General features: G+C 72.7%; 24 protein-coding genes. 13 read left to right on the forward strand and 11 right to left on the reverse strand.

Annotated elements, in window-relative coordinates; all coding sequences use genetic code 11:
- Positions 1 to 101: 101 nt before the first annotated feature.
- Entirely contained in the window at positions 102 to 1,298 is a 1,197-nt protein-coding gene (locus tag AMK27_RS30375) for a CaiB/BaiF CoA transferase family protein (protein ID WP_143204888.1), read from the forward strand.
- 231 nt (positions 1,299 to 1,529) lie between these two features.
- Here AMK27_RS30375 and AMK27_RS30380 read toward each other — a convergent pair whose 3' ends face one another.
- The gene (locus AMK27_RS30380; protein WP_073915280.1) at positions 1,530 to 1,802 is read right to left on the reverse strand and encodes a hypothetical protein; all 273 of its coding nucleotides are present in this window, start codon (positions 1,800 to 1,802) and stop codon (positions 1,530 to 1,532) included.
- 335 nt (positions 1,803 to 2,137) lie between these two features.
- On the opposite strand from AMK27_RS30380, the gene AMK27_RS30385 reads away from it, so the two are divergent.
- A complete protein-coding gene (locus AMK27_RS30385) occupies positions 2,138 to 3,229 on the forward strand; it encodes a protein kinase domain-containing protein (protein ID WP_073915499.1) in 1,092 nt (363 codons plus the stop codon).
- On the opposite strand, the gene AMK27_RS30390 is transcribed toward AMK27_RS30385, so the two are convergent.
- Entirely contained in the window at positions 3,213 to 4,019 is an 807-nt protein-coding gene (locus AMK27_RS30390; protein WP_073915283.1) for an SGNH/GDSL hydrolase family protein, read from the reverse strand. The genes AMK27_RS30385 and AMK27_RS30390 overlap by 17 nt on opposite strands.
- A 668-nt stretch (positions 4,020 to 4,687) precedes the next feature.
- On the opposite strand from AMK27_RS30390, the gene AMK27_RS30395 reads away from it, so the two are divergent.
- The 4 genes from AMK27_RS30395 to AMK27_RS30410 all read left to right on the forward strand — a co-directional run bounded on the left by AMK27_RS30395 (position 4,688) and on the right by AMK27_RS30410 (position 8,716).
- Positions 4,688 to 5,518: a glycosyltransferase family 2 protein gene (locus AMK27_RS30395; protein ID WP_073915286.1), complete on the forward strand. Its 831-nt coding sequence runs from the start codon at positions 4,688 to 4,690 to the stop codon at positions 5,516 to 5,518.
- Positions 5,515 to 6,633, forward strand: a complete 1,119-nt coding sequence (locus AMK27_RS30400; protein ID WP_073915289.1) for a glycosyltransferase family 2 protein — start codon at positions 5,515 to 5,517, stop codon at positions 6,631 to 6,633. The genes AMK27_RS30395 and AMK27_RS30400 overlap by 4 nt, the downstream gene beginning before the upstream one ends.
- Positions 6,634 to 6,749: 116 nt before the next feature.
- Positions 6,750 to 7,514, forward strand: coding sequence for a polysaccharide deacetylase family protein (locus AMK27_RS30405; protein ID WP_073915502.1), 765 nt, complete (start codon positions 6,750 to 6,752; stop codon positions 7,512 to 7,514).
- A 92-nt stretch (positions 7,515 to 7,606) separates the two neighbouring features.
- Complete coding sequence (locus AMK27_RS30410) at positions 7,607 to 8,716, forward strand: DUF5925 domain-containing protein (RefSeq protein ID WP_073915292.1); 1,110 nt, start codon at positions 7,607 to 7,609, stop codon at positions 8,714 to 8,716.
- A gap of 76 nt (positions 8,717 to 8,792) precedes the next feature.
- Here AMK27_RS30410 and AMK27_RS30415 read toward each other — a convergent pair whose 3' ends face one another.
- Positions 8,793 to 9,167 carry a GntR family transcriptional regulator gene (locus AMK27_RS30415; RefSeq protein WP_055599231.1) on the reverse strand — a complete coding sequence of 125 codons (375 nt, stop codon included), beginning with the start codon at positions 9,165 to 9,167 and terminating at the stop codon, positions 8,793 to 8,795.
- A gap of 74 nt (positions 9,168 to 9,241) precedes the next feature.
- Between AMK27_RS30415 and AMK27_RS30420 the strand changes: the two genes are divergently transcribed.
- A complete protein-coding gene (locus AMK27_RS30420) occupies positions 9,242 to 10,165 on the forward strand; it encodes a GNAT family N-acetyltransferase (RefSeq protein WP_073915295.1) in 924 nt (307 codons plus the stop codon).
- The gene (locus AMK27_RS30425) at positions 10,146 to 10,625 is read left to right on the forward strand and encodes a DUF402 domain-containing protein (protein ID WP_073915298.1); all 480 of its coding nucleotides are present in this window, start codon (positions 10,146 to 10,148) and stop codon (positions 10,623 to 10,625) included. The genes AMK27_RS30420 and AMK27_RS30425 overlap by 20 nt, the downstream gene beginning before the upstream one ends.
- Positions 10,626 to 10,757: 132 nt before the next feature.
- Here the strand turns inward: AMK27_RS30425 and AMK27_RS30430 are convergent, their stop codons facing one another.
- From AMK27_RS30430 to AMK27_RS30450, 5 genes are all read right to left on the reverse strand, one after another.
- Positions 10,758 to 11,315: a DUF6299 family protein gene (locus tag AMK27_RS30430; RefSeq protein WP_073915301.1), complete on the reverse strand. Its 558-nt coding sequence runs from the start codon at positions 11,313 to 11,315 to the stop codon at positions 10,758 to 10,760.
- A 76-nt stretch (positions 11,316 to 11,391) separates the two neighbouring features.
- Entirely contained in the window at positions 11,392 to 11,853 is a 462-nt protein-coding gene (locus AMK27_RS30435; RefSeq protein WP_073915304.1) for a GNAT family N-acetyltransferase, read from the reverse strand.
- A complete protein-coding gene (locus AMK27_RS30440; RefSeq protein ID WP_073915307.1) occupies positions 11,850 to 13,346 on the reverse strand; it encodes a tripartite tricarboxylate transporter permease in 1,497 nt (498 codons plus the stop codon). Before AMK27_RS30440 ends, AMK27_RS30435 begins: the two co-directional genes overlap by 4 nt.
- A 3-nt stretch (positions 13,347 to 13,349) precedes the next feature.
- Positions 13,350 to 13,895 (reverse strand): tripartite tricarboxylate transporter TctB family protein, encoded by a 546-nt coding sequence (locus tag AMK27_RS30445; RefSeq protein ID WP_073915310.1) that lies wholly within the window; start codon positions 13,893 to 13,895, stop codon positions 13,350 to 13,352.
- On the reverse strand, positions 13,892 to 14,875 hold the full coding sequence (locus tag AMK27_RS30450; protein ID WP_073915313.1) for a Bug family tripartite tricarboxylate transporter substrate binding protein: 984 nt from the start codon (positions 14,873 to 14,875) through the stop codon (positions 13,892 to 13,894). Before AMK27_RS30450 ends, AMK27_RS30445 begins: the two co-directional genes overlap by 4 nt.
- A 135-nt stretch (positions 14,876 to 15,010) precedes the next feature.
- Between AMK27_RS30450 and AMK27_RS30455 the strand changes: the two genes are divergently transcribed.
- A complete protein-coding gene (locus AMK27_RS30455; RefSeq protein WP_030315770.1) occupies positions 15,011 to 15,679 on the forward strand; it encodes a response regulator in 669 nt (222 codons plus the stop codon).
- A 159-nt stretch (positions 15,680 to 15,838) separates the two neighbouring features.
- Positions 15,839 to 16,858, forward strand: a complete 1,020-nt coding sequence (locus tag AMK27_RS30460) for a lytic polysaccharide monooxygenase (RefSeq protein WP_073915316.1) — start codon at positions 15,839 to 15,841, stop codon at positions 16,856 to 16,858.
- Between the two features lie 5 nt (positions 16,859 to 16,863).
- Here AMK27_RS30460 and AMK27_RS30465 read toward each other — a convergent pair whose 3' ends face one another.
- Entirely contained in the window at positions 16,864 to 17,742 is an 879-nt protein-coding gene (locus AMK27_RS30465) for an esterase/lipase family protein (RefSeq protein WP_073915319.1), read from the reverse strand.
- 180 nt (positions 17,743 to 17,922) lie between these two features.
- Entirely contained in the window at positions 17,923 to 18,945 is a 1,023-nt protein-coding gene (locus AMK27_RS30470; protein ID WP_241847648.1) for a DNA polymerase Y family protein, read from the reverse strand.
- 160 nt (positions 18,946 to 19,105) lie between these two features.
- Between AMK27_RS30470 and AMK27_RS30475 the strand changes: the two genes are divergently transcribed.
- On the forward strand, positions 19,106 to 19,315 hold the full coding sequence (locus AMK27_RS30475; protein WP_030315760.1) for a helix-turn-helix domain-containing protein: 210 nt from the start codon (positions 19,106 to 19,108) through the stop codon (positions 19,313 to 19,315).
- A complete protein-coding gene (locus AMK27_RS30480) occupies positions 19,315 to 19,869 on the forward strand; it encodes a Clp protease N-terminal domain-containing protein (protein ID WP_073915325.1) in 555 nt (184 codons plus the stop codon). Before AMK27_RS30475 ends, AMK27_RS30480 begins: the two co-directional genes overlap by 1 nt.
- Positions 19,870 to 19,888: 19 nt before the next feature.
- Here the strand turns inward: AMK27_RS30480 and AMK27_RS30485 are convergent, their stop codons facing one another.
- Complete coding sequence (locus tag AMK27_RS30485; RefSeq protein WP_073915328.1) at positions 19,889 to 23,464, reverse strand: DNA polymerase III subunit alpha; 3,576 nt, start codon at positions 23,462 to 23,464, stop codon at positions 19,889 to 19,891.
- Between the two features lie 170 nt (positions 23,465 to 23,634).
- Here AMK27_RS30485 and AMK27_RS30490 point away from each other — a divergent pair, with 170 nt between their 5' ends.
- Entirely contained in the window at positions 23,635 to 24,684 is a 1,050-nt protein-coding gene (locus tag AMK27_RS30490; RefSeq protein ID WP_073915331.1) for a DUF3533 domain-containing protein, read from the forward strand.
- The last annotated feature ends 10 nt before the right edge of the window (positions 24,685 to 24,694 follow it).

Genomic DNA, 24,694 nt, shown 5'->3' on the forward strand with positions numbered 1-24,694 from the left:
GTGACGGCCCCACCCCGCCCCGGGGTGACGGGCCCGCACCACCCCGGGGTGACATGTCCCCTGGTGACAAGGACCGGCCCCGCAGGGTAGGCAGGGCTGTCATGAGCACTCAGCCACTCCCCCTCGAAGGCATCACGGTCCTCGCCGTCGAGCAGGCCGTCGCCGCCCCCTTCGCCACCCGGCAACTCGCCGACCTCGGCGCCCGCGTCGTCAAGATCGAGCGCCCCGACGGCGGGGACTTCGCCCGGGGGTACGACACGGCCGCGCGGGGCCTCGCCTCCCACTTCGTGTGGTGCAACCGGGGCAAGGAGTCCGTGGCCGTCGACCTCAAGGACCCGCGCGGCCTCGCCCTCGCCCGGCGGCTGGTGGCCGGCGCGGACGTCTTCGTGCAGAACCTCGCGCAGGGGGCGGCGGCCCGGCTCGGTCTCGACGCCGCCACGCTGTGCGCCGCGCACCCACGGCTGATCGCCGTGGACGTCTCCGGGTACGGGGCGACCGGACCGTACGCGCACCGACGGGCGTACGACATGCTCGTCCAGTGCGAGGCGGGTCTCGTGTCGGTGACCGGGACGCCGGAGCAGCCGGTCAAGTCCGGGATCCCGGCGGCGGACATCGCCGCCGGGATGTACGCCTTCTCCGGCGTCCTCGCCGCCCTCGTACGGCGCGGCACGACCGGCCGGGGCGGCCCGGTGGAGGTGTCCCTGCTGGACTCGCTCGCCGAGTGGATGGGGCACCCGTTGCACTACGGCACCCATGGGGGTACGCCCCCGGCGCGAACGGGGCTCGCGCACGCGGTGATCGCTCCGTACGACGCCTATCCGACGGCGGACGGCGGTCTGGTGCTGCTCTCCGTGCAGAACGACCGGGAGTGGCGGCGGCTCGCCGAGCAGGTCCTCGGCCGGCCGGACCTCGCCGATGCCCCGGAGTTCGCGACGAACACGGCGCGGGTGGCGGGCCGGGCGGCGACGGACGCGGCGGTCGGGGCGGCGCTGGCCCCGCTGACGGCGCCCGAGGCGCTGGCCCGCCTCGATGCGGCGGGCATCGCCTGTGCCCGGCTCAACTCGGTCGCGGAGCTCGCGGACCATCCTCAGCTGACGGCCCGTGACCGCTGGCGGGAGGTCGCGTCGCAGGTCGGGCCGCTGCGCTCGCTGCTGCCGCCGATCGTGTTCCCGGACGCGCCGGAGCCGCGGATGGACCGGATCCCGGCCCTCGGGCAGGACACGGACGAGGTCCTCGGCGAGATCGGAGTGCCGGAGGCCGAGGTGAAGGAGCTGAGGCGGGCGGGGGTGATCGCCTGAGACCGCGCGACGGGCGGAGGCCCTCTCGCGCGGGCCGGGCGCCTCAGCGCAGGCCGGGCGCCTCGCGCGGGCCGGGGCCGCGGCAGGGTACGACTGAGCGCCGGACGGGCGGGGACACGTCCGGCGATGTCGCAGTCGTGCGGTCATGCAGTCGTGCGGTCGGAATCGTCAGGGCGACCGGGCGGAAGCGGGCGGGAACCTCGGGGTTGCTCGGCCCGGTGCGCCCGGCTCCTAGTGGCGCGTCCCGAAGAGGGAGCGGCGCAGGCGGCGGAGCGGGGCGAAGAGCGAGACCCGCGCGCTGCGGCTGCGGTGACCGTGCACCGAGACCTCGGGCGTACGCGACGTCAGTTCACGCATCAGCAGCGTCGCCTCGGCCACCTCACGCTGGGGCACGGCGGGACCGCCGAGCACCGCGAGATGACGGTCGAGCCGCGAACTCGTCGCGCTGCTCCCGCAGGTGATGGCAGGCACTCGCGGCCTGCTGCGCATTGCTATCTGTTCCATGTCACTCCCCACCCGTACAAGGGCACCCGACCCAGGGCAGGTTAACCCTATCGCCCCGCGGTGACACCCGTGTATCCCGGCGACGGGATGCACGGCACTCGTACGGGGGTTGACGGTCACCGTCCGAATCCGTCTGATTCCAGGGCGAGTTGGACAGGATTCGAACACCTGCCGAACCGTCACGAACCATCCTGCCCTCCGGACCCCCGTGCCCGCGCACCCGGATCGGTGTGATCTCCACCACCAAGATCGTCCCCGCCGGACGGCGTGCGGAGCGGGCACCCCGCCGCCGACGGACCGGGGCGGGCGGGACACCCCTCGGCTACCGTGGATCCATGACGGTGATCGCGGGTCGTTACCGGCTTCTGGACGTGCTCGCCGAAGGGGCGACGGGCACCGTCTGGCGCGCCCTGGACGAGACGGACCGCCACGAGGTGGCCCTCAAGGAACTCCGGGCCCCGGACGGGCTCCCGGCGGACGAGGTGCCCCTTCTGTACGCGCGGCGCGAGCGCGAGGCCCGGGCGGCCGCCCGGATCTCCCATCCCGCGGTCGCACGGGTCCTCGGCGTCGCCACGGAGGACGGCCGGCCCTGGGTGGTCATGGAGCTGGTCCGAGGCCTCAGCCTGGCCGAGACCGTCGACGCGGCCGGGCCGCTGCCGCCGCGCGAGGCCGCCCGGGTCGGGGCGGAGGTCCTGGCCGGACTGCGGGCGGCTCGCGAGGCCGGCGCCCCGCACCGGGAGGTGGACCCGGAGCACGTCCTCCTCGCCAACGACGGACGGGTCGTCGTGACCGGCTTCGGCACGGCCCCCGGGGACGATCCGGGTCCGGCGGCGGAGCTGCGCGCCCTGGGAAGGCTCCTCGACGCGGCGGCGTCGGCGCGGCCGTCGCCGCTGCCCGCGAGGGACGACCGGGCCGGGGAACTCCGCGCTCTCGTCGAGAGGCTCTCCGGTGGAGGGCTGTCCGACGGAGGGCCGTCCGACGGGAGCCCTGAGCACTCCCTGACGGCGGACCAGGTCGAGCGGGAGCTGCGGCGGGTGGCGACGGGCGGGGCGCGGCCCGCACGGGCGACGCCGAACCCGCCGGACTCCGGCCGGGCCCCGGCGGAACCGTCCGCCGGACGCTCCGCCGCTCAGGCGGAAGACGGGCCGGGCGGGCGGATCGGCGGCTCTCGCGCCGGCACCCCGGCGGCACCCGCGGGTGCCGCACCGGAATCACCCCGGCCGAAGCCACCCCGGCCGAGGTCGCCCCGTCGCGCCCACGTCCTGCTCGCCGGACTGGTCGGCGCGCTGCTCATCGCGGGAGCCCTGGCGTATCACCTGGTCCGGGACGACGAGCGTGGCGCCGGGCCCGGGCCTGGCGGTGTCACGAGCACCGCTCCGGCCCGCCCCGGCGCCACGGACGGCGGTCCGGTTACACCGCGTTCCTGAAGCTGGGCAGGTAGCCGCCGGACTGGCCGGCGGCCGTCGGGTGGTAGGACTCCCCGATGTTGAGCCAGTTGACGCTGTGGAGCCAGGCGGAGCCGGAGCAGATCTCGTGTCCGGTGAACGCCGGGACGACGCTGGAGAAGGTGTAGCCGTGGTCGGCCGCGCGCTTGGCCACGGCGGCGTTGAGGTAGTCGGAGGCTCCGTTGATGGCGCGGCGCTCGTTCTCGCTCAGGCCCGCGACGCAGCTGCCGCCCAGCTGGTAGAAGCGCGGGTAGCCGAGGACGACGACGCGGGCGGCGGGCGCCTTGTTCCTGATCGCGGTGTAGACGGAGTCGAGTTTGCCGGGCAGCGTCGTGTCGACGTAGCCCTTGGCCTGATTCACCCGGCTGATACAGGTGGCTTCGGACTGCAGCACACAGGTCGTCATGACGTCGGCGAAACCGGCATCATTTCCCCCGATCGTGATCGAGACCAGGTCGGTGGCGGACGAGAGCGGACCGAGCTGATTCGCGGTCACATCACCCGTTCGGGCGCCCGAGCAGGCGGTGAACGCGAACGAGGAGGGGGCGTTCGCGTTCTTCCACAGCACCGGGTACGCCTTCGTGGAGCGCTTGCAGTCGCCGCTGGCGCTGTCGTAACTCCCCGAGCCGACACCGGAGGAGTACGAGTCACCAAGGGCCACATAGTCGACTGCGGCGGCCTCGGCGGCCTGGGCGGCGCCCGCCCCGGTGAGGGCGAGGACGGCACCTAGGAGGAGCGAGGACGAAACGGCGGCAAAACGGGACAGTCTCATGGAACCTCCCTTTAGCAGGATCTCTGCGCTACCAGGTAGTAGCATCGGATCCGCCGCGCCGGAAGTGTTCATGTCAAAACTGTGGACGAACGTCACCCGATCCTCCGTCAGCGTCCGCCTCTTTCCAGCCATGAGCGCCCGGTCGCCATGAGCGATCGAAACCAGACAGGAAGCGGAGCCTCCGGTCCCGCCGAATGATCGAGCGAGAACACGACACATTCGCACAACAAAGCACAGACGCCTGATGCCGCATCACTGTTCCCTGCATGCAAACGGATTGACCGGATCCGACCGGGAAGGTTGCACATCTGACCGTCGAAGCTTCGCCAAACTGCGGAAAAGCGGGCCACAGATCCGGGACTTGCCATACAGTCCCATTCATCAATACCGTCGTACATCTCACCCGCACCGGTCCATCACGCACAGCGGCTCAGGGGAGGGCTCTAGCGTCGCTGATGGAACCGGGGCGGGGCGCGGTAGGGGGGTGCCGTGCTCGGTGTTCGAACGTGCGCCGAGTCGCGGGTACCGCGCGGCCAGACATGCCAACTCGCCGATCCCGCAAGGTGATCGTTCTGCGCGGGATGGCGAGAACCCCCCTTTCGAACCGGACACACCATCGGACCGCCCAAGGGGTGGGCGGCCCACCGGACGAGAGGGAAACCAGACCCATGAGCTCGTTCCTGCGCCCATCCGTCTCGGGCCAAGAAATCACCGAGCCGAGTCGAATAGCCGCCCAGTACCGGGCGATCACCTCACATCTGGCGATCACTCCGCCGGTGAGTGTTGTCATTCCCGCGATGAACGAAGCCGAAAATCTTCCGTATGTGTTCAAGACACTGCCGGAATGGATTCACGAAGTCGTCCTCGTCGACGGAAATTCCACGGACAACACGGTGAACGTCGCCCGCGAACTCCGGCCGGACGTCAAGGTGGTCAAACAGGTCGGCAAGGGCAAGGGCGACGCGCTGATCAGCGGATTCGCGGCCTGCACCGGCGACATCATCGTCATGGTCGACGCGGACGGCTCGGCCGACGGCCAGGAGATCGTCTCGTACGTCTCCGCCCTCGTCGGTGGTGCCGATTTCGCCAAGGGCTCCCGTTTCGCCAACGGCGGCGGCACCGACGACATGACGACCATTCGCCGACTGGGCAACTGGGCTCTCTGCTCGCTCGTCAACCGCAAGTTCGGCGCCCGGTACACCGACCTCTGCTACGGATACAACGCCTTCTGGCGGCACTGCCTCGACAAGATCACCCTCGACTGCACCGGGTTCGAGATAGAGACCCTCATCAACATCAGGGTCGTCACGGCCGGCCTCAAGGTGCAGGAGGTGCCGAGCCACGAGTACAACCGGATCCACGGCGTCAGCAACCTCAACGCCGTACGCGACGGCATCCGGGTCCTGAAGGTCATCCTCAAGGAGAAGGCCGTCAGCAAGGCAGCCCGGCGCCGGCCGGCCCCGTTCTCGGTGAGCGTTCCCCGGGGAGAGGCGTCTTGAACGACCGCACGACCCCGCACGGCTTCTCGGTGGTGATCTGCGTCTACACGGAGGAGCGGTGGGAGGACATCCTCGCCGCCGTCGACTCCGTACGGAAGCAGTCGCTGCCCGCCCTGGAGACACTGCTCGTGGTCGACCACAACGAGCGGCTCCTCACCCGGCTGACCGAGGAGTACGCGGAACAGCGGCACACCGAGGAGGTGCGGGTGCTCGCCAACGCGGGCCCCCGCGGCCTCTCCGCCGGCCGCAACACCGGAATCGCCGCCGCCCGCGGCGAGTTCGTGGCCTTCCTCGACGACGACGCCGTCGCCGAGCGGGACTGGCTCCACCACTTCTCGGCGGCCTACGACGAGCCGCGCGTCATGGCCGTCGGCGGCCGCACGCTGCCCGCCTGGGCCTCCGGCCGCCGCCCGGCCTGGTTCCCCGAGGAGTTCGACTGGGTCGTGGGCTGCACGTACTTGGGACTGCCCCCGGGCCGCGTCCCGGTGCGCAACGTGCTCGGCGGCAACGCCTCCTTCCGCCGTACGGCCTTCGACGCGGCCGGAGGATTCGCCACCGGCATCGGGCGGGACGGCGACCGGCGCCCGCTCGGCGGCGAGGAGACCGAGCTGTGCATCCGGCTCTCCAAGGCCATGCCCGAGGCGATCCTGCTCATCGACGACCGGGCCGTCATCCACCACAAGGTGCCCGCCGTGCGCGAGCGCTTCGGCTACTTCCGCACCCGGGTCTACGCCGAGGGGCTCTCGAAGGCACTCGTCGCCCGCAGCGTCGGCGCGCAGAAGGGCCTGGAGTCGGAACGGCGGTACACGACCCGGGTGCTGCCCGCCGGAGTCCTGCGCGGGATGCGCGACGCGCTGCGCGGACGCTCCGGCGGCGCGGGCCGTGCCGGGGCCATCGTCACCGGGGTGACGGTCGCGGCCGGCGGCTACGCGCTGGGGACGCTGCGGGCCCGGAGGAACGGGACGACGTTCTCCTGGGGGCCGATCGAGCGACACGACGCCATGGCGACCGGGACCGTGGGCGGGGCCGAGGACACGGCCGGTGCCGGCACCGGCACCGGTGAGGCGGTACGGGCCGAGGCCGTGTCCGTGGCCTCCGAGGGAGGGCTCCGGTGACCGGCCGTACCGACCGCGCCCCCGACGACACCCTCGACGACGCCCTCGACCGCACCCCCGACAGCACCGGGACCACGGAGGACACCGACAGCGCCGGCGTGCCCGTCCCCATCCTCATGTACCACGCCGTCGACGCCGACCCCGCTCCCGCGACCCTCGGTCTGTCCGTCACCCCCGAGGCCTTCGCCGCGCAGATGGACGTGGTCGCCGAGCGGGGATTCACCCCGCTGACCACCGCCGCGCTCGCCGCCGCCTGGCGGACCGGCGGCCCGCTGCCCGCGCGGCCGCTCCTCGTCACCTTCGACGACGGCTACGAGGGCGTCCACCGGCACGCCCTCCCCGTGCTCGCCGAGCACTCCTTCGCGAGCACCGTCTTCGTCTCCACCGGCTGGCTCCGCGGCAGGCACGAGACGGGCGGCGCGCTCGACACGATGCTCGACTGGGCGCAGGTGCGGGAACTCGCCGACGCGGGCGCGGAGATCGGCGGGCACAGCCACACCCACCCCCAGCTCGACCAGCTCGACGCGGGACGGCTCCGGTTCGAGACGCTGCGCTGCCGGGAGATCGTCGGCGAGGAGCTCGGGACGGCGCCGGTCTCCTTCGCGTACCCGTACGGATACTCCAGCCGCCGGGTCCGCCGTACGGTCCGGGAGGCCGGCTTCACGCAGGCGCTCGCCGTCGGCAACGCGCTGGCCAGACGCCGCCAGGGGCCGTACGCCCTGGAGCGGGTGACCGTGCGCCGGTCCACCGGCGCCGAGGAGTTCACCCGGCTCGTGGAAGGCCGGGCGATCGCCCGTGCGTTCGCGGTGGACCGGGCCATGACGAAGGGGTACGCGCTCGCGCGGCGCGCCCGGGGCGCGGCACGGGGTCACTGGATCTGAGCCCCAGGTCCGGCTCCGGGAGCCGGGCGTCCGCGGAATCGTCCCGTTCAAAACCCGGTGCACGGAATGCCCGGTTGCCCGATCATGGGCCCATGGCTGACACCCCACCGGAACCGTCCGAGCCGCAGCGGTCGCTGCCGATCCGGCTCACTCTCGACGACAGCGACTCGCCCGCGGACGTCGTGGACGCGCTGTTCCTCGGCCGCTTCGCGACCGGGGAGCAGCCCCACTCGCACAGCACCACCGTGGACCGGGTCAGGCCCGAGGCGACCCTCCTTCCCGCCGGCGCCACCGTGCTGCGGGCCGCGAAGGACGACGACCGCAGCGCCGTGCTCGCCGAGGGCGAGGGGTGGACCCTGCTGATCTCCCGCTGGAACCGGGGCGCCGACGTCACCGTCACGGCCGCCGACCCCGACCTCGCCGAGCGGATCCTGAAGGAGGCGACCGACGGGGCCAAGGACGACCCGGAGCCCCAGCCGGAGAACGTGACGATGGGGTTCTGGTACGTGTCCCCGCGGCGCGGCCCGCACCGGACGACCCGGCAGATCAGCGCCGGGACCTGGGACGAGGTCCGGCCCAACTACTCGGCGCCGGTGGCCGAGTCGATGGACCGGCTGATGCAGGTGACGCCCGAGTCGATCGCGGGCCGCCTCCTGCTGCTGCACGGCCCGCCCGGCACGGGCAAGACGTCCGCGCTGCGCACCCTGGCCCGGTCGTGGCGGGACTGGTGCCAGGTGGACTGCGTCCTCGATCCGGAGCGGCTCTTCAACGACGTCGGCTATCTGATGGACATCGCCATCGGGGAGGACGAGGGCACGGCGAAGGGGCGCTGGCGGCTGCTCCTCCTGGAGGACTGCGACGAGCTGATCCGGGGCGAGGCGAAGCACACGGCGGGTCAGGCCCTCTCCCGGCTGCTCAACCTGACGGACGGTCTGCTCGGCCAGGGGCGCAACGTCCTCGTCGGCGTCACCACCAACGAGGACCTGGAGCGGCTCCACCCCGCCGTGGTCCGGCCCGGCCGCTGCCTGGCCCGGATCGAGGTCGGGCCGCTGAGCCGGGCCGAGTCCGTGGAGTGGCTCGGGCGCACGGAGGACGTACCGCGCGAGGGCGCGACGCTGGCGGAGCTGTTCGCCCTGCGGCGCGGCACGCCCCCGGCGGAGTTCCCGGAACCCCGCACGGCGGGGGCGGGCCTGTATCTGTAGGGCCTGTACCTGTGGAGCCCGTAGCTGTGGGGCCCGTACCTGTAGGGCCCGTACCTGTGGAGCCCGCGCCCGGGCGTCAGCTGTCGTAGGCCGCGCGCAGGGCCTCGTTCATCGCGGCCTCGGCCGCCTCGCGGCTGAGACCGAGGCGGCGGGCCTCCTCCGCGTACTGGGCGGCGGCGGTCGCGGCCCGGCGGGTGGCCGCGTCGCCCGCGGCGGCGACGAAGGTGCCGTGACGCCCGCGCGTCTCGATCACCCCGTCCGCCTCCAGCGCCTTGTACGCCTTGGCGACCGTGTTCGCGGCGAGGCCCAGCTGCTCCGCGAGTCCTCGTACCGTCGGCAGCTTGTACCCGACCGGCAGTCGGCCCGACCTGGCCCGCTCCGAGATCTGGGCACGCAGTTGTTCGTACGGAGCGGTGGTGGATTCGTGGTCCACGGCGATGGTGAGTGTCACCCCGCCGATTCTGCCCCCACCCCACCCGAAAATGGGAGGCGGCGGTGCGCTCCCTGCCCGTAGCGTGCGGCCCCATGACTGTGATCGTCCGTGATGTACACGCCGAGGACGCCGAGGGTTTCGCCCGGGTGCGCCGGGCGGCCCTCCCCTACATGCTCGCCACGGCCGAGCAGCTCGTCTTCGACTGGGCGCGCGCCCACCCCGACAGCCACTACCGGCCGCTCGTGGCCGTGACCGGGACCGGCGGGATCGTCGGGACCGCCCAGGTCGGGATCGCGCACGACGCGGCGGAGCCCGGCATCGGCTACGCCAACGTGTACGTCGACCCCGAGCACCTGGGTCGCGGTGCCGGGACGCTGCTGCTGCGCGCCGCCGAGGAGCACCTGGCCGAGCGGGGGGCGCGGACCCTGTACAGCTGGGTCCTGGACGCGCCGGAGAACCTCGCCTGGGCCGCGCGGCGGGGGTACTCCTCCAGCCGTTCCGCCTACTTCCTCCGGCTCGACCTCACCACCGCCGAGCTGCCGCCGCTGCAGGCGCCGCCGGCCGGTGTCGAGCTGCTCACGGCCGAGGACTTCGCGGCCGACCCCCGGCCGCTCTTCGAGCTGGACGCGCTGACGTCGGCCGACGAGCCGGGCGACGTGGGAGTGGAGCTCGACGACTTCGCGCACTGGCGGGCGACCACCTGGGAGCACCCGCTCTTCGACCGGGCGTTGACGACGGTCGCGGTGGTGGACGGCGTGCCGGCGGCGTTCAGCGCGGCTCAGACGGACGGTCTGGGCCGGTACAACTCGGGGATGACCGGCACCGCGCCGGCGTTCCGCGGGCGCGGGCTCGCGAAGCTCGCCAAGAACACGTCGCTGCACCGGGCCAGGGCGGCCGGCTGCACGGAGGCGTTCACCGGGAACGACACCGGGAACGAGCCGATGCTGGCGATCAACAAGTGGTTCGGTTACGAGGTCGGGGCGCGGGAGGTACGGCATGTCCGGACGATCGGTTGAGGTCACCCTGACGAAGGCGGGCCGGACGAAGATCCGCTACCCGGCGGAGGTGCTGACGGAGGACGGCGCCCGGCTCTCGGTGCGTGCCCCGTGGGCGGCCGACGGGGTACGGGACTTCGGCTTCGTGCGGTTCGAGCCGGGTGATGTCTTCGTGGAGCACTACTGGAGCGACCGCTGGTTCACGGTCAAGGAGGTGTGGTCCGCGGACGGCGCGCTCAAGGGCTGGTACTGCGACATCACCCGGCCGGCCGTGATCGACGGCTCCGGGGTGGTGATCGAGGACCTGGACCTGGACCTGTGGGTGTCGGCGGACGGCAGCGAGGTGCTGCGGCTCGACGAGGACGAGTTCGCGGCGAGCGGGCTCACCGCCTCCGATCCGGAGGCGGCGGCGTGTGCCGTGGTCGCCCTCGACGAGCTGGAGGTCCTGGGGCGCGAGGGCCTGATCGAGCTGCTGCGGTAGCGGGCGGCACGGCCCGGCCAGAGCTGCTGCCCTAGCGTCGCGGCCCGGCCCGAGCTGCTGCGCCGGCGGCCCCGGCGGCCGGAGCCCGCCCGCCCTCGACGGCGGGCCCGGCGGCCGTACGCCCGGGTGGCGTCAGCGGAGTACGACGGCCGCGTCCTCGGCGGCGAGGAAGCCGGGCGTCGGCAGTCCCTCCTCGTCGGCCGTGAGCTGCATCAGGGTGGCGCGCACCCGGGCGGAGCCCGGTCGGTACGCGGGGTCCTTCACGACGGAGGTGTTGACCCACTCGTGGAGGTGTCCGTCGCAGACGGCCTGGGTGCCGCCGATCCCGGCGGAACGGTTCCCCTGGACGAGCGTCGAGCTGACGAAGACGGGACCGGCGCTGTCGTCGAGGCAGCGGTACATGCCGGAGAGCGTCACCGTGCTGTCGTCGCCGACGGTTCCGTATCCGTAGACGGTGAGGTCGTCGGCCGCGCGGCTGCCGGGCGCCCGGTCGTCGAGGGCGGATCCGTCAAGGACGTGTCCGTCGCGGACGGGCCCGTTCAGGGCGGATCCGTTCAGGAGAGGTCCGTTGAGCACGGGGCCGTCGAGGGCCGGTCCCGCGGAGAGGCCGCCGGCCCCTCCCGCGTGGGCGAGGGGGGCGGCGGCGGAGGCCAGCAGGACGCCTGCGGCAAGGACGAGTCGGACGCGCATGAGCGGGGTCCCTTCGGGGTGGGGGGAAGGTGCTGCCCGCCAGGGATACCGGATCCGGCCGCCCTACCGTCGAAACTCACCCATTGGGGGGCGAGTTGAGCAGTTTTCGGTAGTGAATACGGTCGTACGGTCCGTCCGCGCGCCGCTCGACGACCTCATAGCCGTACCGCTCGTACAGCTTCTGGTTCTCCCACATCATCGCGTTGGTCAACAGCCTGACCTCCGGAAGCCCGAGCTCGCGCGCCCGGGACTCCACGAAGCCCAGGAGCAGCCGCCCCAGGCCGGTGCCCTGGGCGTCGGGGTGGACGGCGATGTTGTCGAGGTAGAGGTGGTCGGCCTCGGTCCTGAGGACCACGAGGCCGACCACCGGATCGCCGGCGACGAACACCCTCCCGGCGGCCACGTCCGCCGCGTGGTCCGCCTCCATCGGGGCCGGTACGAGACCGATGCGGTCGATGTAGTGGTGGTAGGCCGCGTCGGTCACGGCCTTCACCCTCGGCACGTCGCCGCTCACCGCGAGCCGCATGTCCTGTGTCATGCCGCCACGTTACGGCGCCGGACCACCGCCTTCCGCAGCAGCGGCCAGGTGAGCAGGAGGGCGACGACCGCGTACACGGTGATCGAGAACGGCGTGTTCACCAGACCGGTCACCGAGCCGTCGCTGATCTGCAGGGCGCGGCGCAGCTGCTGCTCGGCGGCCGGGCCGAGGATGACCCCGATCACGGCCGGCAGGACCGGCAGTCCGTACCTCCGCATGCCGAGTCCGATCAGGCCGACGACCAGCAGGATGACCAGGTCGAGTGCCTCGCCGCCCACCGCGTACGCACCGACGGCGGCGAAGAAGAGGATGCCGGCGTAGAGGTACGGGCGCGGGATGCGCAGCAGCTTGGCCCAGACGGGGGCGAGCGGCAGGTTGAGCGCCAGCAGGAGCACCATGCCGACGAACAGCGACGCGATCAGCCCCCACACCAGCTCGGGCTCCCGCTCGAAGAGCAGCGGGCCGGGCTGGATGCCGTACTGCTGGAACGCGGCCAGCATCACGGCGGCGACGGCCGTCGTCGGCAGGCCGAGGGTCAGCATCGAGACGAGCGTCCCGGCCGCCGAGGCCGAGGCCGCCGACTCGGGTCCCGCCACGCCCTCGATGGCGCCCTTGCCGAACTGCTCCTTGTGCTTCGAGAGGCGCTTCTCCGTGACGTACGACAGGAAGGTCGGGATCTCCGCGCCGCCGGCCGGGATCGCGCCGAACGGGAAGCCGATGAACGGGCCGCGCAGCCAGGACTTCCAGGTGCGCCTCACATCGTCCCCGCCCAGCCAGGGGCGGCCGACCGGGATGGCCTCCCCCGCCGTGCGGCGCAGGTGCGCCGCGACCCAGAGGGCCTCGCCGATGGCGAAGAGTCCGACCGCGACGATGACGACGTCGACGCCGTCGGCGAGCTGGAGCGAACCGAAGGTGAGGCGCTGCTGCCCGGTCATCTGGTCGAGGCCGACCAGACCGATCGTGAGGCCGACGAGGAGCGAGGCGAGACCGCGGATGCGGGAGGAGCCGAGGACCGAGGTGACCGCGATGAAGGCGAGGACCATCAGGGCGAGGTAGTCGGGGGCGCCGATGTCGACGGCGAGCGCGGCGACCGTCGGAGCGAGGACGACGAGCAGGATCGTGCCGATCATGCCGCCGGCGAAGTGACCGATGGCCGCCGCGGCGAGCGCCTGCGCGCCCCGGCCCGCCTTGGCCATCGGGTTGCCCTCGATGGCGGCGACGACGGCCGCGCTCTCCCCGGGGGTGTTGAGGAGGATCGAGGTCGTGGAGCCGCCGAACATCGCGCCGTAGTAGATGCCGGCGAACATGATGAACGCGCCGGTCGGTTCGAGGCCGTACGTCACCGGGAGCAGCAGGGCCACGGCCATGGCGGGGCCGATGCCGGGCAGGACGCCGATGGCGGTGCCGAGGAGCACGCCGACGGCGGCCCACAGCAGGTTCATCGGGGTCAGGGCAGTGCCGAAGCCGTCGATGAGGGAGTTCAGGGAATCCATGGGTCAGATCACTCCCATCAGCGGACCGCCGGGCAGCGGAACGCCGAGCAGCGTGTCGAAGACGACGTAGGTCAGGAGCGAGAGGGCGGCCGCGATCAGCGGGTCGCGGTGGAAGTGGCGGCTGCCGAGGGCGTACGCCGCGCCCCAGAAGAGGAGCGCTCCGGCGACGGGGAAGCCGACGGGGCCGATGAGGACGGCGAAGGCGAGGAAGACACCCGCGAGGAGCAGGACCGTGCGCCAGTCGGCGGGCTCCGTCAGGTCGACGTCCTCACCGGCCTCGGCCTCGCCGCGGCCGCCGCGCAGGACGTCGACGGAGAGGAGGACGGCGACGACGAGCAGTCCGCAGCCGACGACGAGGGGGACGGTGGCGGGGCCGACGGGGCCGCGGCCGGCGAGGTCGGCGTCGAGGGTGAGGGCGTCGGTGAGGACGAGCACACCGAGGACGAACAGCAGAACGCCCACGCCGAGTTCGGACCGCTCGCGCCACCAGGAGGCGAGGTTTCCGCTCTTGCCGTCAACCGTCGGGGTGGTCTCGGATTCGGTGCTCACAGTCCGAGCTCCTTCAGTACGGAGCCGACGCGGCGGTCCTGCTCGGCGAGGAAGGTGCCGAACTCGTCGCCGGGCAGGAAGGCGTCGTTCCAGCCGTGGGTCTTGAGCGACTCGCGCCACTGCGGGGAGTCGTGCAGCTCGGTCACCAGGGTGACGAGCTTCTCGCGCTCGGCGTCGGAGAGTCCGGGCGGGGCGACGATGCCGCGCCAGTTGGTGAACTCGGTGTCGAGACCGGCCTCGCGGAGGGTGGGCGCGTCGAGGCCGGGGACGCGCTTCGGGCCGGTCACGGCGAGGAGCCGCAGCTCACCGGCCTTGATCTGGTCGAGGTACTCGCCGACGCCCGAGACGCCGAAGGCGACCTTGTCGCCGAGGATGGAGGCGAGGAGCTCGCCGCCGCCGTCGAAGGGGACGTAGTTGACCTCCTTGGGGGCGATGCCGGCGGCCTGGGCCATCAGCATCGGGGCGAGGTGGTCGGGGCCGCCGGGCGAGGAGCCGCCGCCGACGGGGAGCTTGCCGGGGTTCGCCTTCCAGGCGGTGAGCAGCTCGCCGATGGTCTTGTACGGGGAGTCTTTGCCGACCACGACGATGTCCTGCTCCTCGGTGAGCCGGGCGATCGGGGTCGTGTCGCCGAGGGTCCTGGGGGTCTCGTTGGTGTGGACGGCGCCGACGACGCCGAGGCCCATGGACATGGCGAGGCGGCCGTTGCCGCGCTCCCCCACGAGCCGGGTGAGGCCGACGGTGCCGCCCGCGCCGGGCAGGTTGAAGACCTCGATGTCGCCGGTGAGGTCCGCCTCCTCGGCGTTCTTGGCGGCGGTGCGGGCGGTGATGTCGTAACCGCCGCCGGGGGTGTTGGGGACCATGAAACGCAGGCCGGGTATCCGGGTGCCGGTGTCGGAGCCGCTGCCGGGAGTGAGCAGCGGCGGACCCACCAGCACCAGGAGACCGGCCCCGAGGAGGGCGAAGGGGGTGCGCAACCGCACGTGTGCCGCCTCTCAGCTGTAGGGGAACGGGGGATGTGAAGTGGCCCACATGTTGCCCGCGCGTTAAGAAGCTGTCTCTCTTCCGCAACCAACGGACGTTGTGGTCGTTGTGGTCGGGACCTAGCGTGGGTCGTCGTGACGAACGTGCTGGTGGTGGACGACGACTTCATGGTCGCCAAGCTGCACTGCCGCTATGTGTCGGCGGTGGCGGGCTTCACGGTGTCCGGGGTCGCGCACAACGGCGCCGACGCCCTGCGCGCGGCCGAGCGGCTCAGGCCCGACCTGGTGCTCCTCGACGTGTTCCTGCCGGACATGGACGGCATCCAGGTACTGCGGGAGCTGCGCGCGGCGGGCCTGGGCATGGACGCGCTCTTCATCACGGCGGCCCGGGACGTGGGCACGATCCGCGAGGCGCTGCGGGCGGGGGCGCTGCACTATCTGATCAAGCCGTTCAGCCAGGCGGCGCTGCACGAGCAGCTCCGCCACGTGGCCTCGCTGCGCAGCCGCCTCGACGAACTCGACGAGGCCCGCCAGGAGGACGTCGACCAGATCTTCGGCACCCGCCCCCGAGGCTCCCGCGAACTCCCGAAGGGCCTGGCGGCCCACACGGCCGACCTGGTCGACTCCGTCCTCCGCGCCCACCCGGAGGGCCTCTCGGCCACGGAATGCGCGGAAGCCGGCTCCCTGTCCCGCGTGAGCGCCCGCCGCTACCTGGAGTACTTCGCGGAAACGGGCCGAGCGGAGATCACCCTCCGCTACGGCGGCACGGGCCGGCCGGAGCGAAGGTACCGACGGCTGGGGTGAGCCTGTCGGCCCGGGAGGTTCCTCAGGCGCTTCTTTCCTCTGCCTTAAAGCGGTCCTAAGGATCACCATTTCCCGGTCTCCGGCGGCTTTTTCGCGGTTCGGGGCGGCTAGTTTTCTGGGCATTCCCCCACCTCGTCCTCGTGAAGGAGCTGTCCACCCATGACTTCTCGCCGTACCGCCGCCGTCACCGCCACCGCGGTTCTGGCTCTTTCCGGGCTCGCCTCCGGGCCCGCGTTCGCGCATGGGTCGATGACCGATCCGGTGAGCCGGGTCTCGGCCTGTTACGCGGAGGGGCCCGAGTCGCCGAAGTCGGCGGCGTGCAAGGCGGCCGTGGCGGCGAGTGGGACGCAGGCGTTCTACGACTGGAACGCGGTGAACATCGCCAACGCCGCCGGGAAGCACCGTGACCTGATCCCGGACGGCAAGCTCTGCAGCGCCGGGAACGACAAGTACAAGGGGCTCGACCTCGCGCGGGCCGACTGGCCCGCCAGCAAGCTGGACTCGGGTGCGCACACCTTCCGTTACAAGGGGACCGCGCCGCACCGGGGCTCGTTCGAGCTGTACGTGACGAAGGACGGGTACGACCCGTCGAAGCCGCTGAAGTGGTCGGACCTGGAGGCCGAGCCGTTCGCCACGGTGACCGACCCGCGGATGGAGAGCGGCGACTACGTGTTCCAGGGCACGGTGCCGAAGAAGTCCGGCCGCCACCTGATCTACTCGATCTGGCAGCGCTCCGACTCCCCCGAGGCCTTCTACACCTGCTCGGACGTGGTGTTCGGGAAGGACAGCGGCGGTACGGCCCCGGCGCCGACGGCCTCCGCGCCGAGTGACGAGCAGATCGAGGACGGTCAGGACGAGTCCTCGGTCGAGCACGGCGGGCACGGGGACGGCGACGCCTCCACGGGTCCGGAGAAGACCGCGGCCGCCCCCGAGCCGAGCCAGGAGGCGGACCACGGGGCGGGGCACGCTACGGAGACGGCGCCGGCCGGCGAGGCCTCCTCCGCCGCGCCCAACGCGCCTGCCCCCGCCGCCGCTTCGGACGCCGGCTCCGGCGAGGTGCTCGCCGAGACCGGTGGCGACGCCACCACCCCGTATCTCGCGGTAGGTGGCGCCGCCGTGCTCGCGATCGGTGCGGCCGTGCTCTTCGGGTCGACGCGCCGGCGGCGTACCCAGGGCTAGAAGGGTTAGCCGATCACCGAGAGGCAGGTGGTCGGGGTCGCGCGGGCCGGGTCCAGGGCGTTCTCCACCTCGTGGAAGGTGACCCGGTCCACCGTGCCGATCGCCACGTGCTCGGACAGGTCGAGCGCGCACTTGTCCTGGATCAGGACGTTGGTGACGTTCGGGCCGCTCAGGAACTGCGAGCGGTACGGGGTGACCACTTCGTCGTACTGGGTCGCGATGACGTGGTAGCGGACCCCGGGCACGGTGTCGCCGCCCTGGTTGAGCTTGGTGAGGAACGGCGAGCCGGCGATCTGGTCGGCGAGCCCCGGGGTGTTGGCCTTGATCAGGCCCTCGGCTCCGGGGAAGTACGGCAGGAGCTTGGTGAGGCCGAGCAGGGTGGTGCCGTGGTTGTCGGGGGCGATCCCGATGAGCGCGTTCACCTTCTCGGCCCCGCCGAGGAACTTGAGGTACCAGCGCGGCATCATGCCGCCCTGCGAGTGTCCGACGATGTCCACCTCGGGGGCGCCGGTGGCGGCGAGGACGCGGTCGACGTAGGTGTCGAGCTGTCCCGCGGAGGCCTCGATGGAGCCGAGTCCGTGGAAGAACGGCACGTTGGGCAGTTGGCCGTAGTCGAGCGAGAAGACGCAGTATCCGCGGTTGACCAGGTACGGCGCGAGGACGAGCCAGTTGTCGACGGAGTTCCCGAGGGTTCCGTGGACGAGGACGACGGGCCGCGGGTGCGCGGCGGAGGGCTTGCAGGAGTAGTCGTTCCAGCCCCGACTGCTCGTGGCGGTGGTGGCGATCTCGGCCTGTGCCGAGGCGGCGGTGGTGGGCGCGAGGGTGGCGGCGGCGGCCAGCAGCAGGACGGACAGTGCTCTGACGGCGTGTTTCCAGGGCAGCATCGGGCGATCTCCTTGCGGCTCAAGGGGATGGTGGGGGTGCTACGCCCTGCGGTCCGGACCACAAGTGGGGATGCGCGGTGGGGATGCGCTTCAGCCAAGCTACGCACGGGTAGCCATGGCTGGGAAGTTACGCGTCGGTAAAAAGTGATGTGTCGTCACCAGAGCCCGCCGGAAGGGCTCTCAGGCCGCCAGTGATCCCGGCAGGACCGCCCTCGGGCCGAATTTCGCCCGTGCCTTGTCCGCCACCGCCTCGATCCGCCGGGCCTTCTCGTCCGTCGGGTCCAGGGACAGCTGGTGTGCCGCGCCCTCCGCTCCCGCGAGCCCCTCGGCGCGCAGGGCGATGCCCCGCACCCGGGCCCGCTGGAGGCCGAAGGAGTCGTGGACGGCGTACGCGAGGGCGGTGAGCGCGGCCGAGTGGGCGGTGGGTTCGGGCAGCGTACGGCTCCGGGTGGTCGTGCTGCGGTCCGCGTACCGCACGGTGACGGCGAGCGCGCGGCACACCTGCCCCTCCGTGCGCAGCCGGGTGCCCAGTTCCTCGGTGAGCGAGAGGAGGGCCAGGCGCTGCCGCGTCCGGTCGGTCTCGTCGCGCGGGAAGGAGCGCTCGGCCGCGACGGACCGGGAGGCCGCGTTCGGAACGACGGGGGTGCGGTCGATGCCCCGGGCCCGTTCCCACAGTTCGCGGCCGGTCTTCGCGCCGACGAGCCGCTGGAGGACGGCGAGCGGGGCGTCCGCGACGCGGCCGACGGAGTCGAGTCCGTAGCCGCAGAGGGTGCGGGCGGTGGCGCGGCCGACGCCGTCGAGCGCCGCGACCGGCCGGTCACGCAGGAAGGCCGCGGGGTCGTCGACGACCAGGGTGACGCCCGGACGGGCCTCGCTCGCGGCCATCCGGGCCAGCATCGGGTTGGGGCCGGCTCCGATGACGCAGTCGACGCCGTACAGGGCGAGGGCCCTGACCCGGATCACCGAGGCGAGCTCGGCCGGGCTCCGGTCGAAGTAGCGCAGCGCACCCCGCACGTCGGCGAGTGCCTCGTGGGGCGGGGCGGCCTCGACGACGGGGGTGAACTCGGCGAGCAGGTCGATCAGCGGGGGGAGCAGGGTCTCCGCCCCGCCCCTCACGACAGCGCCGGAAGCGTGGGAAGCGCCGACAGTGCCGACAGCGTGGGAAGCGGGTGGCTCAAGCCGGAACCGTACACAGAGGATCATCTCGCTCTCCTCCGTCTCTTGTCCCTGTTACCTCTGAGCGGTCTATCCCGTAAAGCCCCCTCCCGTCTCCTCAGCCTAGAGCATGTTCGAATGTTTGTGCGAGTCGTTTGAGTGTCAACCATGGTTGACATACGAGTGGCTGTCAACGTAAGTTGACGGCATGACCGATGCGACCGATCTCGCCGCACGGGCCGGCGACCGCGACCCACGGGTCGGACTGCGGGCCGTCTCCGCCCTGCGGCGACTGCTCGAACAGCTGGAAGCCGTCCAGGTGCGCAGCGCGCGCAACCAGGGGTGGTCGTGGCAGGAGATCGCGACCGAACTGGGTGTCAGCCGACAGGCCGTCCACAAGAAGTACGGGAGGCAGTGATGTTCGAACGGTTCACGAAGGCCGCGCGCACCGTTGTGAAGGGCGCGGTCGAGCACGCGGAGCGGGGCGGCGCGGCCGTCGTCACCCCGGAGCATCTGCTCCTCGCCCTGCTCGACGAGGAGGGCACCCGGGCGGCGGGCGCGCTGCGCACGCTGTGCCCGCCGGACCGCCGGCCGTCCCTGGTGGCCGCGCTGACCGACGCCCGGCGCCGGGCGGGGCTCTCCCGCGCGGACCAGGAGGCGCTGGCGGACCTCGGCATCGACGTCGGCGCGATCGTGGCACGGGTGGAGGAGACCCACGGCGAGGGTGCGCTGGCGGGCGACCGCAAGGACTCCGGGTGGTGGTCGGGTCGCCGGTCCTTCTCGCGGGAGGCCAAGACCGTCCTGGAGAAGTCCCTCCGGGTGGCACTGGCCCGCAAGGACCGGGAGATCGGCGACGAGCACATCCTGCTCGCGCTCACCACGACCGGCGGGGTCGTCGCGGAGGTGCTGGCCGACCACGGGGTGACGTACGCGTCCGTCGACACGGCGGTCTCCGGAGCCGCGACCGCCTGAACCCGGCCGCCCGGGCCGCTCAGCCCGCCGAACCCGGGCTGCTGTGCCACAGCTTCCGTCCACTCGGAGTCCCTTCACCCGCCGGCTTGAGGTCGGCCCAGGGGTTCATCTCGTACCCCGTGGGCATCGTGATGCGCCGGCCGGAGTCGCCGCGGCCGCCGGCGGGCGCGGCGACTCCGTTCCCGTCGGCCGCGTCGGGCGCGGTCGCCGGTCCGGTGGGTTCGGCGAGGCGCTCCCCCACCGCGTCCAGGCCGCCGGACGACCGGAGTTCGACGAGTTCGGCGAGGTTCCAGGCGGCGGAGCCGACCACGCTGACGCTGCGCGGGCCGCGCCGCTGCACCACTCCCCTGACCAGCAGCAGCCAGGAGTGGAAGACGGTGTGGGCGCAGCGCTCGTGGGCGTCGTCGAAGAAGGCGAGGTCGACCAGGCCGGTGCCGTCGTCGAGGGTGGTGAAGATGACGCGCTTGCCGGAGCGGATCGGCGGGGTCTGGGTGGCGGCCTTGGCGCCCGCGACCAGGACGGTCCTGCCGTGCGGGGTCTCGCGGAGGCGCTGGGCGGAGACGACGCCGAGTTCGCGGAGGAAGGCGTGGTGGTCGCCCATGAGGTGTCGGGAGGCGTCCATGCCGAGGATGCCGAGCTCGGCGCTGAGGCGTTCCGTCTCGTCGAGGTCGGGCAGGCCGACGGGGGCGGTCTTCCCGCCCTGGGCGAGCGGGAGTTGACCGCCGTGCGAGGCGGCTCCCCGCTGGATGCGCCGGAGTTCGGTGAGGTGGAGGAGGAGGTCGCGGCGGTTGGCGCCGAAGGCGTCCAACGCGCCGACCTGGGCGAGCCGTTCGGCGACGGGGGTGCGGGGGCGGGCCCGTTCCCAGAAGTCGAGGAGGGAGGCGTACGGCTGGCCGGCCTCGATCCGCGCGCCCTCGGCCTCACTGATGCCGTGGACGTCGGTGAGGCCCAGCCGGAGCCCCCACCGCACCGTTGATTCAGACACCAGTTCGATACGGTGGGCGACCGCCGAGTGGTTCACGTCCAGCGGCAGCACCGGCACCCCGCGCCGCCGCGCGTCCGCGAGGAGCAGCCGCTTGGGGTACATGCCGGGGTCGTGGGTGAGCAGCCCGGCATAGAAGGCGGCCGGGTGGTGCGCCTTGAGCCAGGCGGACTGGTACGTCGGTACGGCGAAGGCCACCGCGTGCGCCTTGCAGAAGCCGTACGAGCCGAAGGCGGCCACGATCTCCCAGGTGCGGGCCACGACCTCGTCCGCGTATCCGCGCGCCGAGGCCTCCCGGGCGAACCAGAGCCTGATCCGGCCCTGCGCCTCCGGGTCCGAGAGCCCGCGCCGCACCTGGTCGGCCTCGTCGCGGCCGCAGCCGGTCATGATCCGTACGATCTCGATGATCTGCTCGTGGAAGACGACCACGCCGTACGTCTCCCGCAGCGTCTCCTCCAGGTCGGGGTGCGGGTAGCGGACGGGCGCGCGGCCGTGCCGGGCCTCGATGAAGGGGCGGACCATGTCGGCGGCGACCGGGCCCGGCCGGAAGAGCGAGATGTCGACGACGAGGTCGTGGAAGGTGGCGGGCTGGAGCCGGCCGACCAGGTCGCGCTGGCCCGGCGACTCGATCTGGAAGCAGCCGAGGGTCTCGGTGGAGCGGATGAGCCGGTAGGTCTCGGGGTCGCCCTCCGGGACCGCGTCGATGTCCGGGCGGGTGCCGGTGGCCCGCTCGACCTCGGCGACGGCGTGGGCCATCGCGGACTGCATGCGGACCCCGAGGACGTCGAGCTTGAGCAGCCCGAGGTCCTCCACGTCCTCCTTGTCGAACTGGGACATGGGGAACCCCTCGCCGCTGGTGGGCACCACGGGGGTGCGGGCGAGCAGCGAGGCGTCCGAGAGCAGGACCCCGCAGGGGTGCATGGCGGTGCCGCGCGGCAGCGCGTCAAGGGCCTCGACCAGCTCCCAGAGCTTTCCGAACCTCTGCCGCTCGCCGGCGAGTTCCCGCAGTTCGGGCAGTTCGTCGAGGGCGGCGAGGGCGTCGCGGGCGCGGATGTGCGGGAAGGCCTTCGCGACCCGGTCGATCTCGGCCGGGTCCATGGAGAGGGCCGCGCCCACGTCCCGTACCGCGTGGCGGACCCGGTAGGTCTCGGGCATGGAGACGGTGGCGACGCGCGCGGTGCCGAAGCGGTCGATGATCGCCCGGTAGACCTCGAGCCGGCGGGCGGACTCCACGTCGATGTCGATGTCGGGCAGGGCGGTGCGGCGCTTGGAGAGGAAGCGTTCCATCAGGAGGCCGTGCTCGACCGGGTCGGCGTGGGCGATGCCGAGGAGGTGGTTGACGAGGGAGCCGGCGCCGGAGCCCCGGGCGGCGACCCGGATGCCCATCCGCCGGACGTCGTCGACGACCTGGGCGACCGTCAGGAAGTAGGGGGCGAAGCGGTGGTGGGCGATGACGTCCAGCTCGCGGTGCATCCGGTCCCAGTAGGCGCCCCGTTTCTCGTACCCCTTGAGGATCATGCCGGCGGCGGCTCGGGAGGTGAGGACGCGCTGGGCGGTGCGGTGCTCGGCGCCGACGAGGTGCGGTTCGGGGAAGTGCGCGGAGCCGATGCCGAGGTCGTCCTCGGGGTCGACCAGGCAGGCGGCGGCGACCGTCGCGGTCTGTTCGAGGAGCCGGTGGGCGGTGTCCCGCCGGAAGCCGGCGGCCTCGACGATCCGCTCGGCGGCGGCCAGCATGTCGCCGGCCCCCTTGAGCCAGGCGGCACCGCTGTCGAGCTCCTTGCGGGGGTCGACGGGGACGAGGCGGCGGGCGGAGTCGAGGACGTCGGCCACCGGGCCCTGGCCGGGGTCGGCGTACCGGACGGCGTTGCTGAGGACCGGCCGGACGCCCTGCTCGGCGGCGAAGCCGACGGTACGGGCGGCCAGCCGCAGGGAGCCGGGGCCCGTGCCGGAGCGCCCGTGGTCGACGGCCGTGAGGCGCAGTGCCTCGCCGTACCGGTCGCGCCAGGGCGCGAGCAGCCGGACGGCCCGGTCGGGGCGGCCGGCGGCGAGGGCCTGTCCGACGTCGGAGCCGGGGCCGAGGAGGACGAGGACGTCGTCGTCGCGCAGGGCGGACCAGGGCAGCAGGGGCCGCTCCCCGCCTCCGGCGTGGGCGGCGGTGATCATCGCGCAGAGCGAGGCCCAGCCGGTGCGGGAGCGGGCGAGGAAGAGGGCGCGGGGCGCGGACTCGTCGACGAAGGCTCCGCCGCGGACGGGGACCCGCCGGATGTCCTGCGGGCCGCGGTCGCCCGCCCGCCCGGCGCCCCGGGGGCCGCCGCCGGACGCGGACGCCCGCCCCGTGCCCTCCCCGGCCCGTCCGGCACTCCCTCCGGGCCGCCCCGGTCCCGGCCCGGGCGTCGTCGCCTCGTAGGCGAGGTCTACGCCGAACAGGGGGCGGACCCCCTCCTTCGCGCAGGCCTTCGCGAAGCGGATCGTGCCCGCGAGGGTGTCCCGGTCGGTCAGGGCGAGCGCGTCCATGCCGCGTTCGGCGGCGCGTGCGGCCAGTCGTTCGGGGTGGGAGGCGCCGTAGCGCAGGGAGTAGCCCGACGCGGTGTGCAGATGCGTGAACCCCGGCATGGCGCGCCTCCCGGCTCCCGCATCGAAATCGTACGTACGTTCCCACCCCCTCGTTCCTCACCTTAACCCATTTCGAACGTCCGTACGATAAGCGTGCCGGGTCGTCCTCCGGTCCACCATTCGGGCGCATCCCACCTGCGGAAACGCCCTCCGCCCCGGAGCGTGGGGGCATGAGCCTCGTCGACGAACTGAAAAGCGCCGTGACCCCCCGAGCCGCCCTCCTCGTCGTCGGCGTCTTCGCCCTCCAGCTGCTGTTCATCACCTCGTACGTCGGAGCCCTGCACCACCCCAAGCCGCGGGACGTCCCCTTCGGCGTCGTCGCACCGCAACAGGTCTCCGCACAGCTCGTCGGACAGCTGGACCGGCTCCCCGGCGCCCCGCTCGACCCCCGTGCGGTCGCCGGCGAGGCCGCGGCACGGAACCAGATCCTGAACCGGGAGATCGACGGCGCCCTGATCGTCGACCCCGGCGGCCGCACCGACACCCTGCTCGTGGCCTCGGGCGGCGGCACCGTGCTCTCCTCGGCCCTGGAGACGATCCTCACCCGGGTGGAGGCGACCCAGCAGCGCACCGTACGGACCGTCGACGTGGCCCCCGCCTCGTCGGAGGACTTCGACGGGCTCTCGGCCTTCTACCTCGTCGTCGGCTGGTGCGTCGGCGGCTACATCTGCGCCGCGATCCTGGCCATCAGCGCGGGCTCCCGGCCCGCGAACCGGGAACGCGCGATCATCCGCCTCGGGGTCCTCGCGGTCTACTCGGTCCTCGGCGGGCTCGGCGGCGCCGTCATCGTCGGCCCGGTCCTGGGCGCCCTGCCCGGCAGCGTCGCCGCCCTGTGGGGACTCGGGACCCTGGTCGTCTTCGCCGTCGGCGCCGCCACCCTCGCCCTGCAGTCGGTCTTCGGGATCGTCGGCATCGGCCTGGCGATCCTGCTCATCGTGGTCGCGGGCAACCCCAGCGCGGGCGGCGCCTTCCCGCTGCCGATGCTGCCCCCGTTCTGGAACGCGATCGGCCCCGCCCTGCCACCGGGCGCCGGCACCTGGGCGGCACGCTCGATCGCGTACTTCAAGGGCAACGACATGACCGGCTCGATGCTGGTCCTCTCGGCCTGGGCGGTCGTCGGCACGGTCGTCACCCTGGTGATGTCCTCCCTGAAGCGCGGGCCCGAGTCGGAGCCGATCGCGGACGAGGTCGACGCCGCGAGCGGCGCGCGGGCCCGCTGACCGCCGCGCG

The organism is Streptomyces sp. CB02009 (genome assembly GCF_001905825.1).
Classification (GTDB): Bacteria; Actinomycetota; Actinomycetes; order Streptomycetales; family Streptomycetaceae; genus Streptomyces.

Excerpts from the sequence above, each read along its gene's own strand:
- AMK27_RS30375 (WP_143204888.1), top strand. The coding sequence starts at position 102 with ATGAGCACTCAGCCACTCCCCCTCGAAGGCATCACGGTCCTCGCCGTC.
- AMK27_RS30380 (WP_073915280.1), bottom strand. The coding sequence starts at position 1,802 with ATGGAACAGATAGCAATGCGCAGCAGGCCGCGAGTGCCTGCCATCACC.
- AMK27_RS30385 (WP_073915499.1), top strand. The coding sequence starts at position 2,138 with ATGACGGTGATCGCGGGTCGTTACCGGCTTCTGGACGTGCTCGCCGAA.
- AMK27_RS30390 (WP_073915283.1), bottom strand. The coding sequence starts at position 4,019 with ATGAGACTGTCCCGTTTTGCCGCCGTTTCGTCCTCGCTCCTCCTAGGT.
- AMK27_RS30395 (WP_073915286.1), top strand. The coding sequence starts at position 4,688 with ATGAGCTCGTTCCTGCGCCCATCCGTCTCGGGCCAAGAAATCACCGAG.
- AMK27_RS30405 (WP_073915502.1), top strand. The coding sequence starts at position 6,750 with ATGTACCACGCCGTCGACGCCGACCCCGCTCCCGCGACCCTCGGTCTG.
- AMK27_RS30410 (WP_073915292.1), top strand. The coding sequence starts at position 7,607 with ATGGCTGACACCCCACCGGAACCGTCCGAGCCGCAGCGGTCGCTGCCG.
- AMK27_RS30420 (WP_073915295.1), top strand. The coding sequence starts at position 9,242 with ATGACTGTGATCGTCCGTGATGTACACGCCGAGGACGCCGAGGGTTTC.
- AMK27_RS30425 (WP_073915298.1), top strand. The coding sequence starts at position 10,146 with ATGTCCGGACGATCGGTTGAGGTCACCCTGACGAAGGCGGGCCGGACG.
- AMK27_RS30430 (WP_073915301.1), bottom strand. The coding sequence starts at position 11,315 with ATGCGCGTCCGACTCGTCCTTGCCGCAGGCGTCCTGCTGGCCTCCGCC.
- AMK27_RS30435 (WP_073915304.1), bottom strand. The coding sequence starts at position 11,853 with ATGACACAGGACATGCGGCTCGCGGTGAGCGGCGACGTGCCGAGGGTG.
- AMK27_RS30440 (WP_073915307.1), bottom strand. The coding sequence starts at position 13,346 with ATGGATTCCCTGAACTCCCTCATCGACGGCTTCGGCACTGCCCTGACC.
- AMK27_RS30460 (WP_073915316.1), top strand. The coding sequence starts at position 15,839 with ATGACTTCTCGCCGTACCGCCGCCGTCACCGCCACCGCGGTTCTGGCT.
- AMK27_RS30465 (WP_073915319.1), bottom strand. The coding sequence starts at position 17,742 with ATGCTGCCCTGGAAACACGCCGTCAGAGCACTGTCCGTCCTGCTGCTG.
- AMK27_RS30470 (WP_241847648.1), bottom strand. The coding sequence starts at position 18,945 with ATGATCCTCTGTGTACGGTTCCGGCTTGAGCCACCCGCTTCCCACGCT.
- AMK27_RS30475 (WP_030315760.1), top strand. The coding sequence starts at position 19,106 with ATGACCGATGCGACCGATCTCGCCGCACGGGCCGGCGACCGCGACCCA.
- AMK27_RS30480 (WP_073915325.1), top strand. The coding sequence starts at position 19,315 with ATGTTCGAACGGTTCACGAAGGCCGCGCGCACCGTTGTGAAGGGCGCG.
- AMK27_RS30485 (WP_073915328.1), bottom strand. The coding sequence starts at position 23,464 with ATGCCGGGGTTCACGCATCTGCACACCGCGTCGGGCTACTCCCTGCGC.
- AMK27_RS30490 (WP_073915331.1), top strand. The coding sequence starts at position 23,635 with ATGAGCCTCGTCGACGAACTGAAAAGCGCCGTGACCCCCCGAGCCGCC.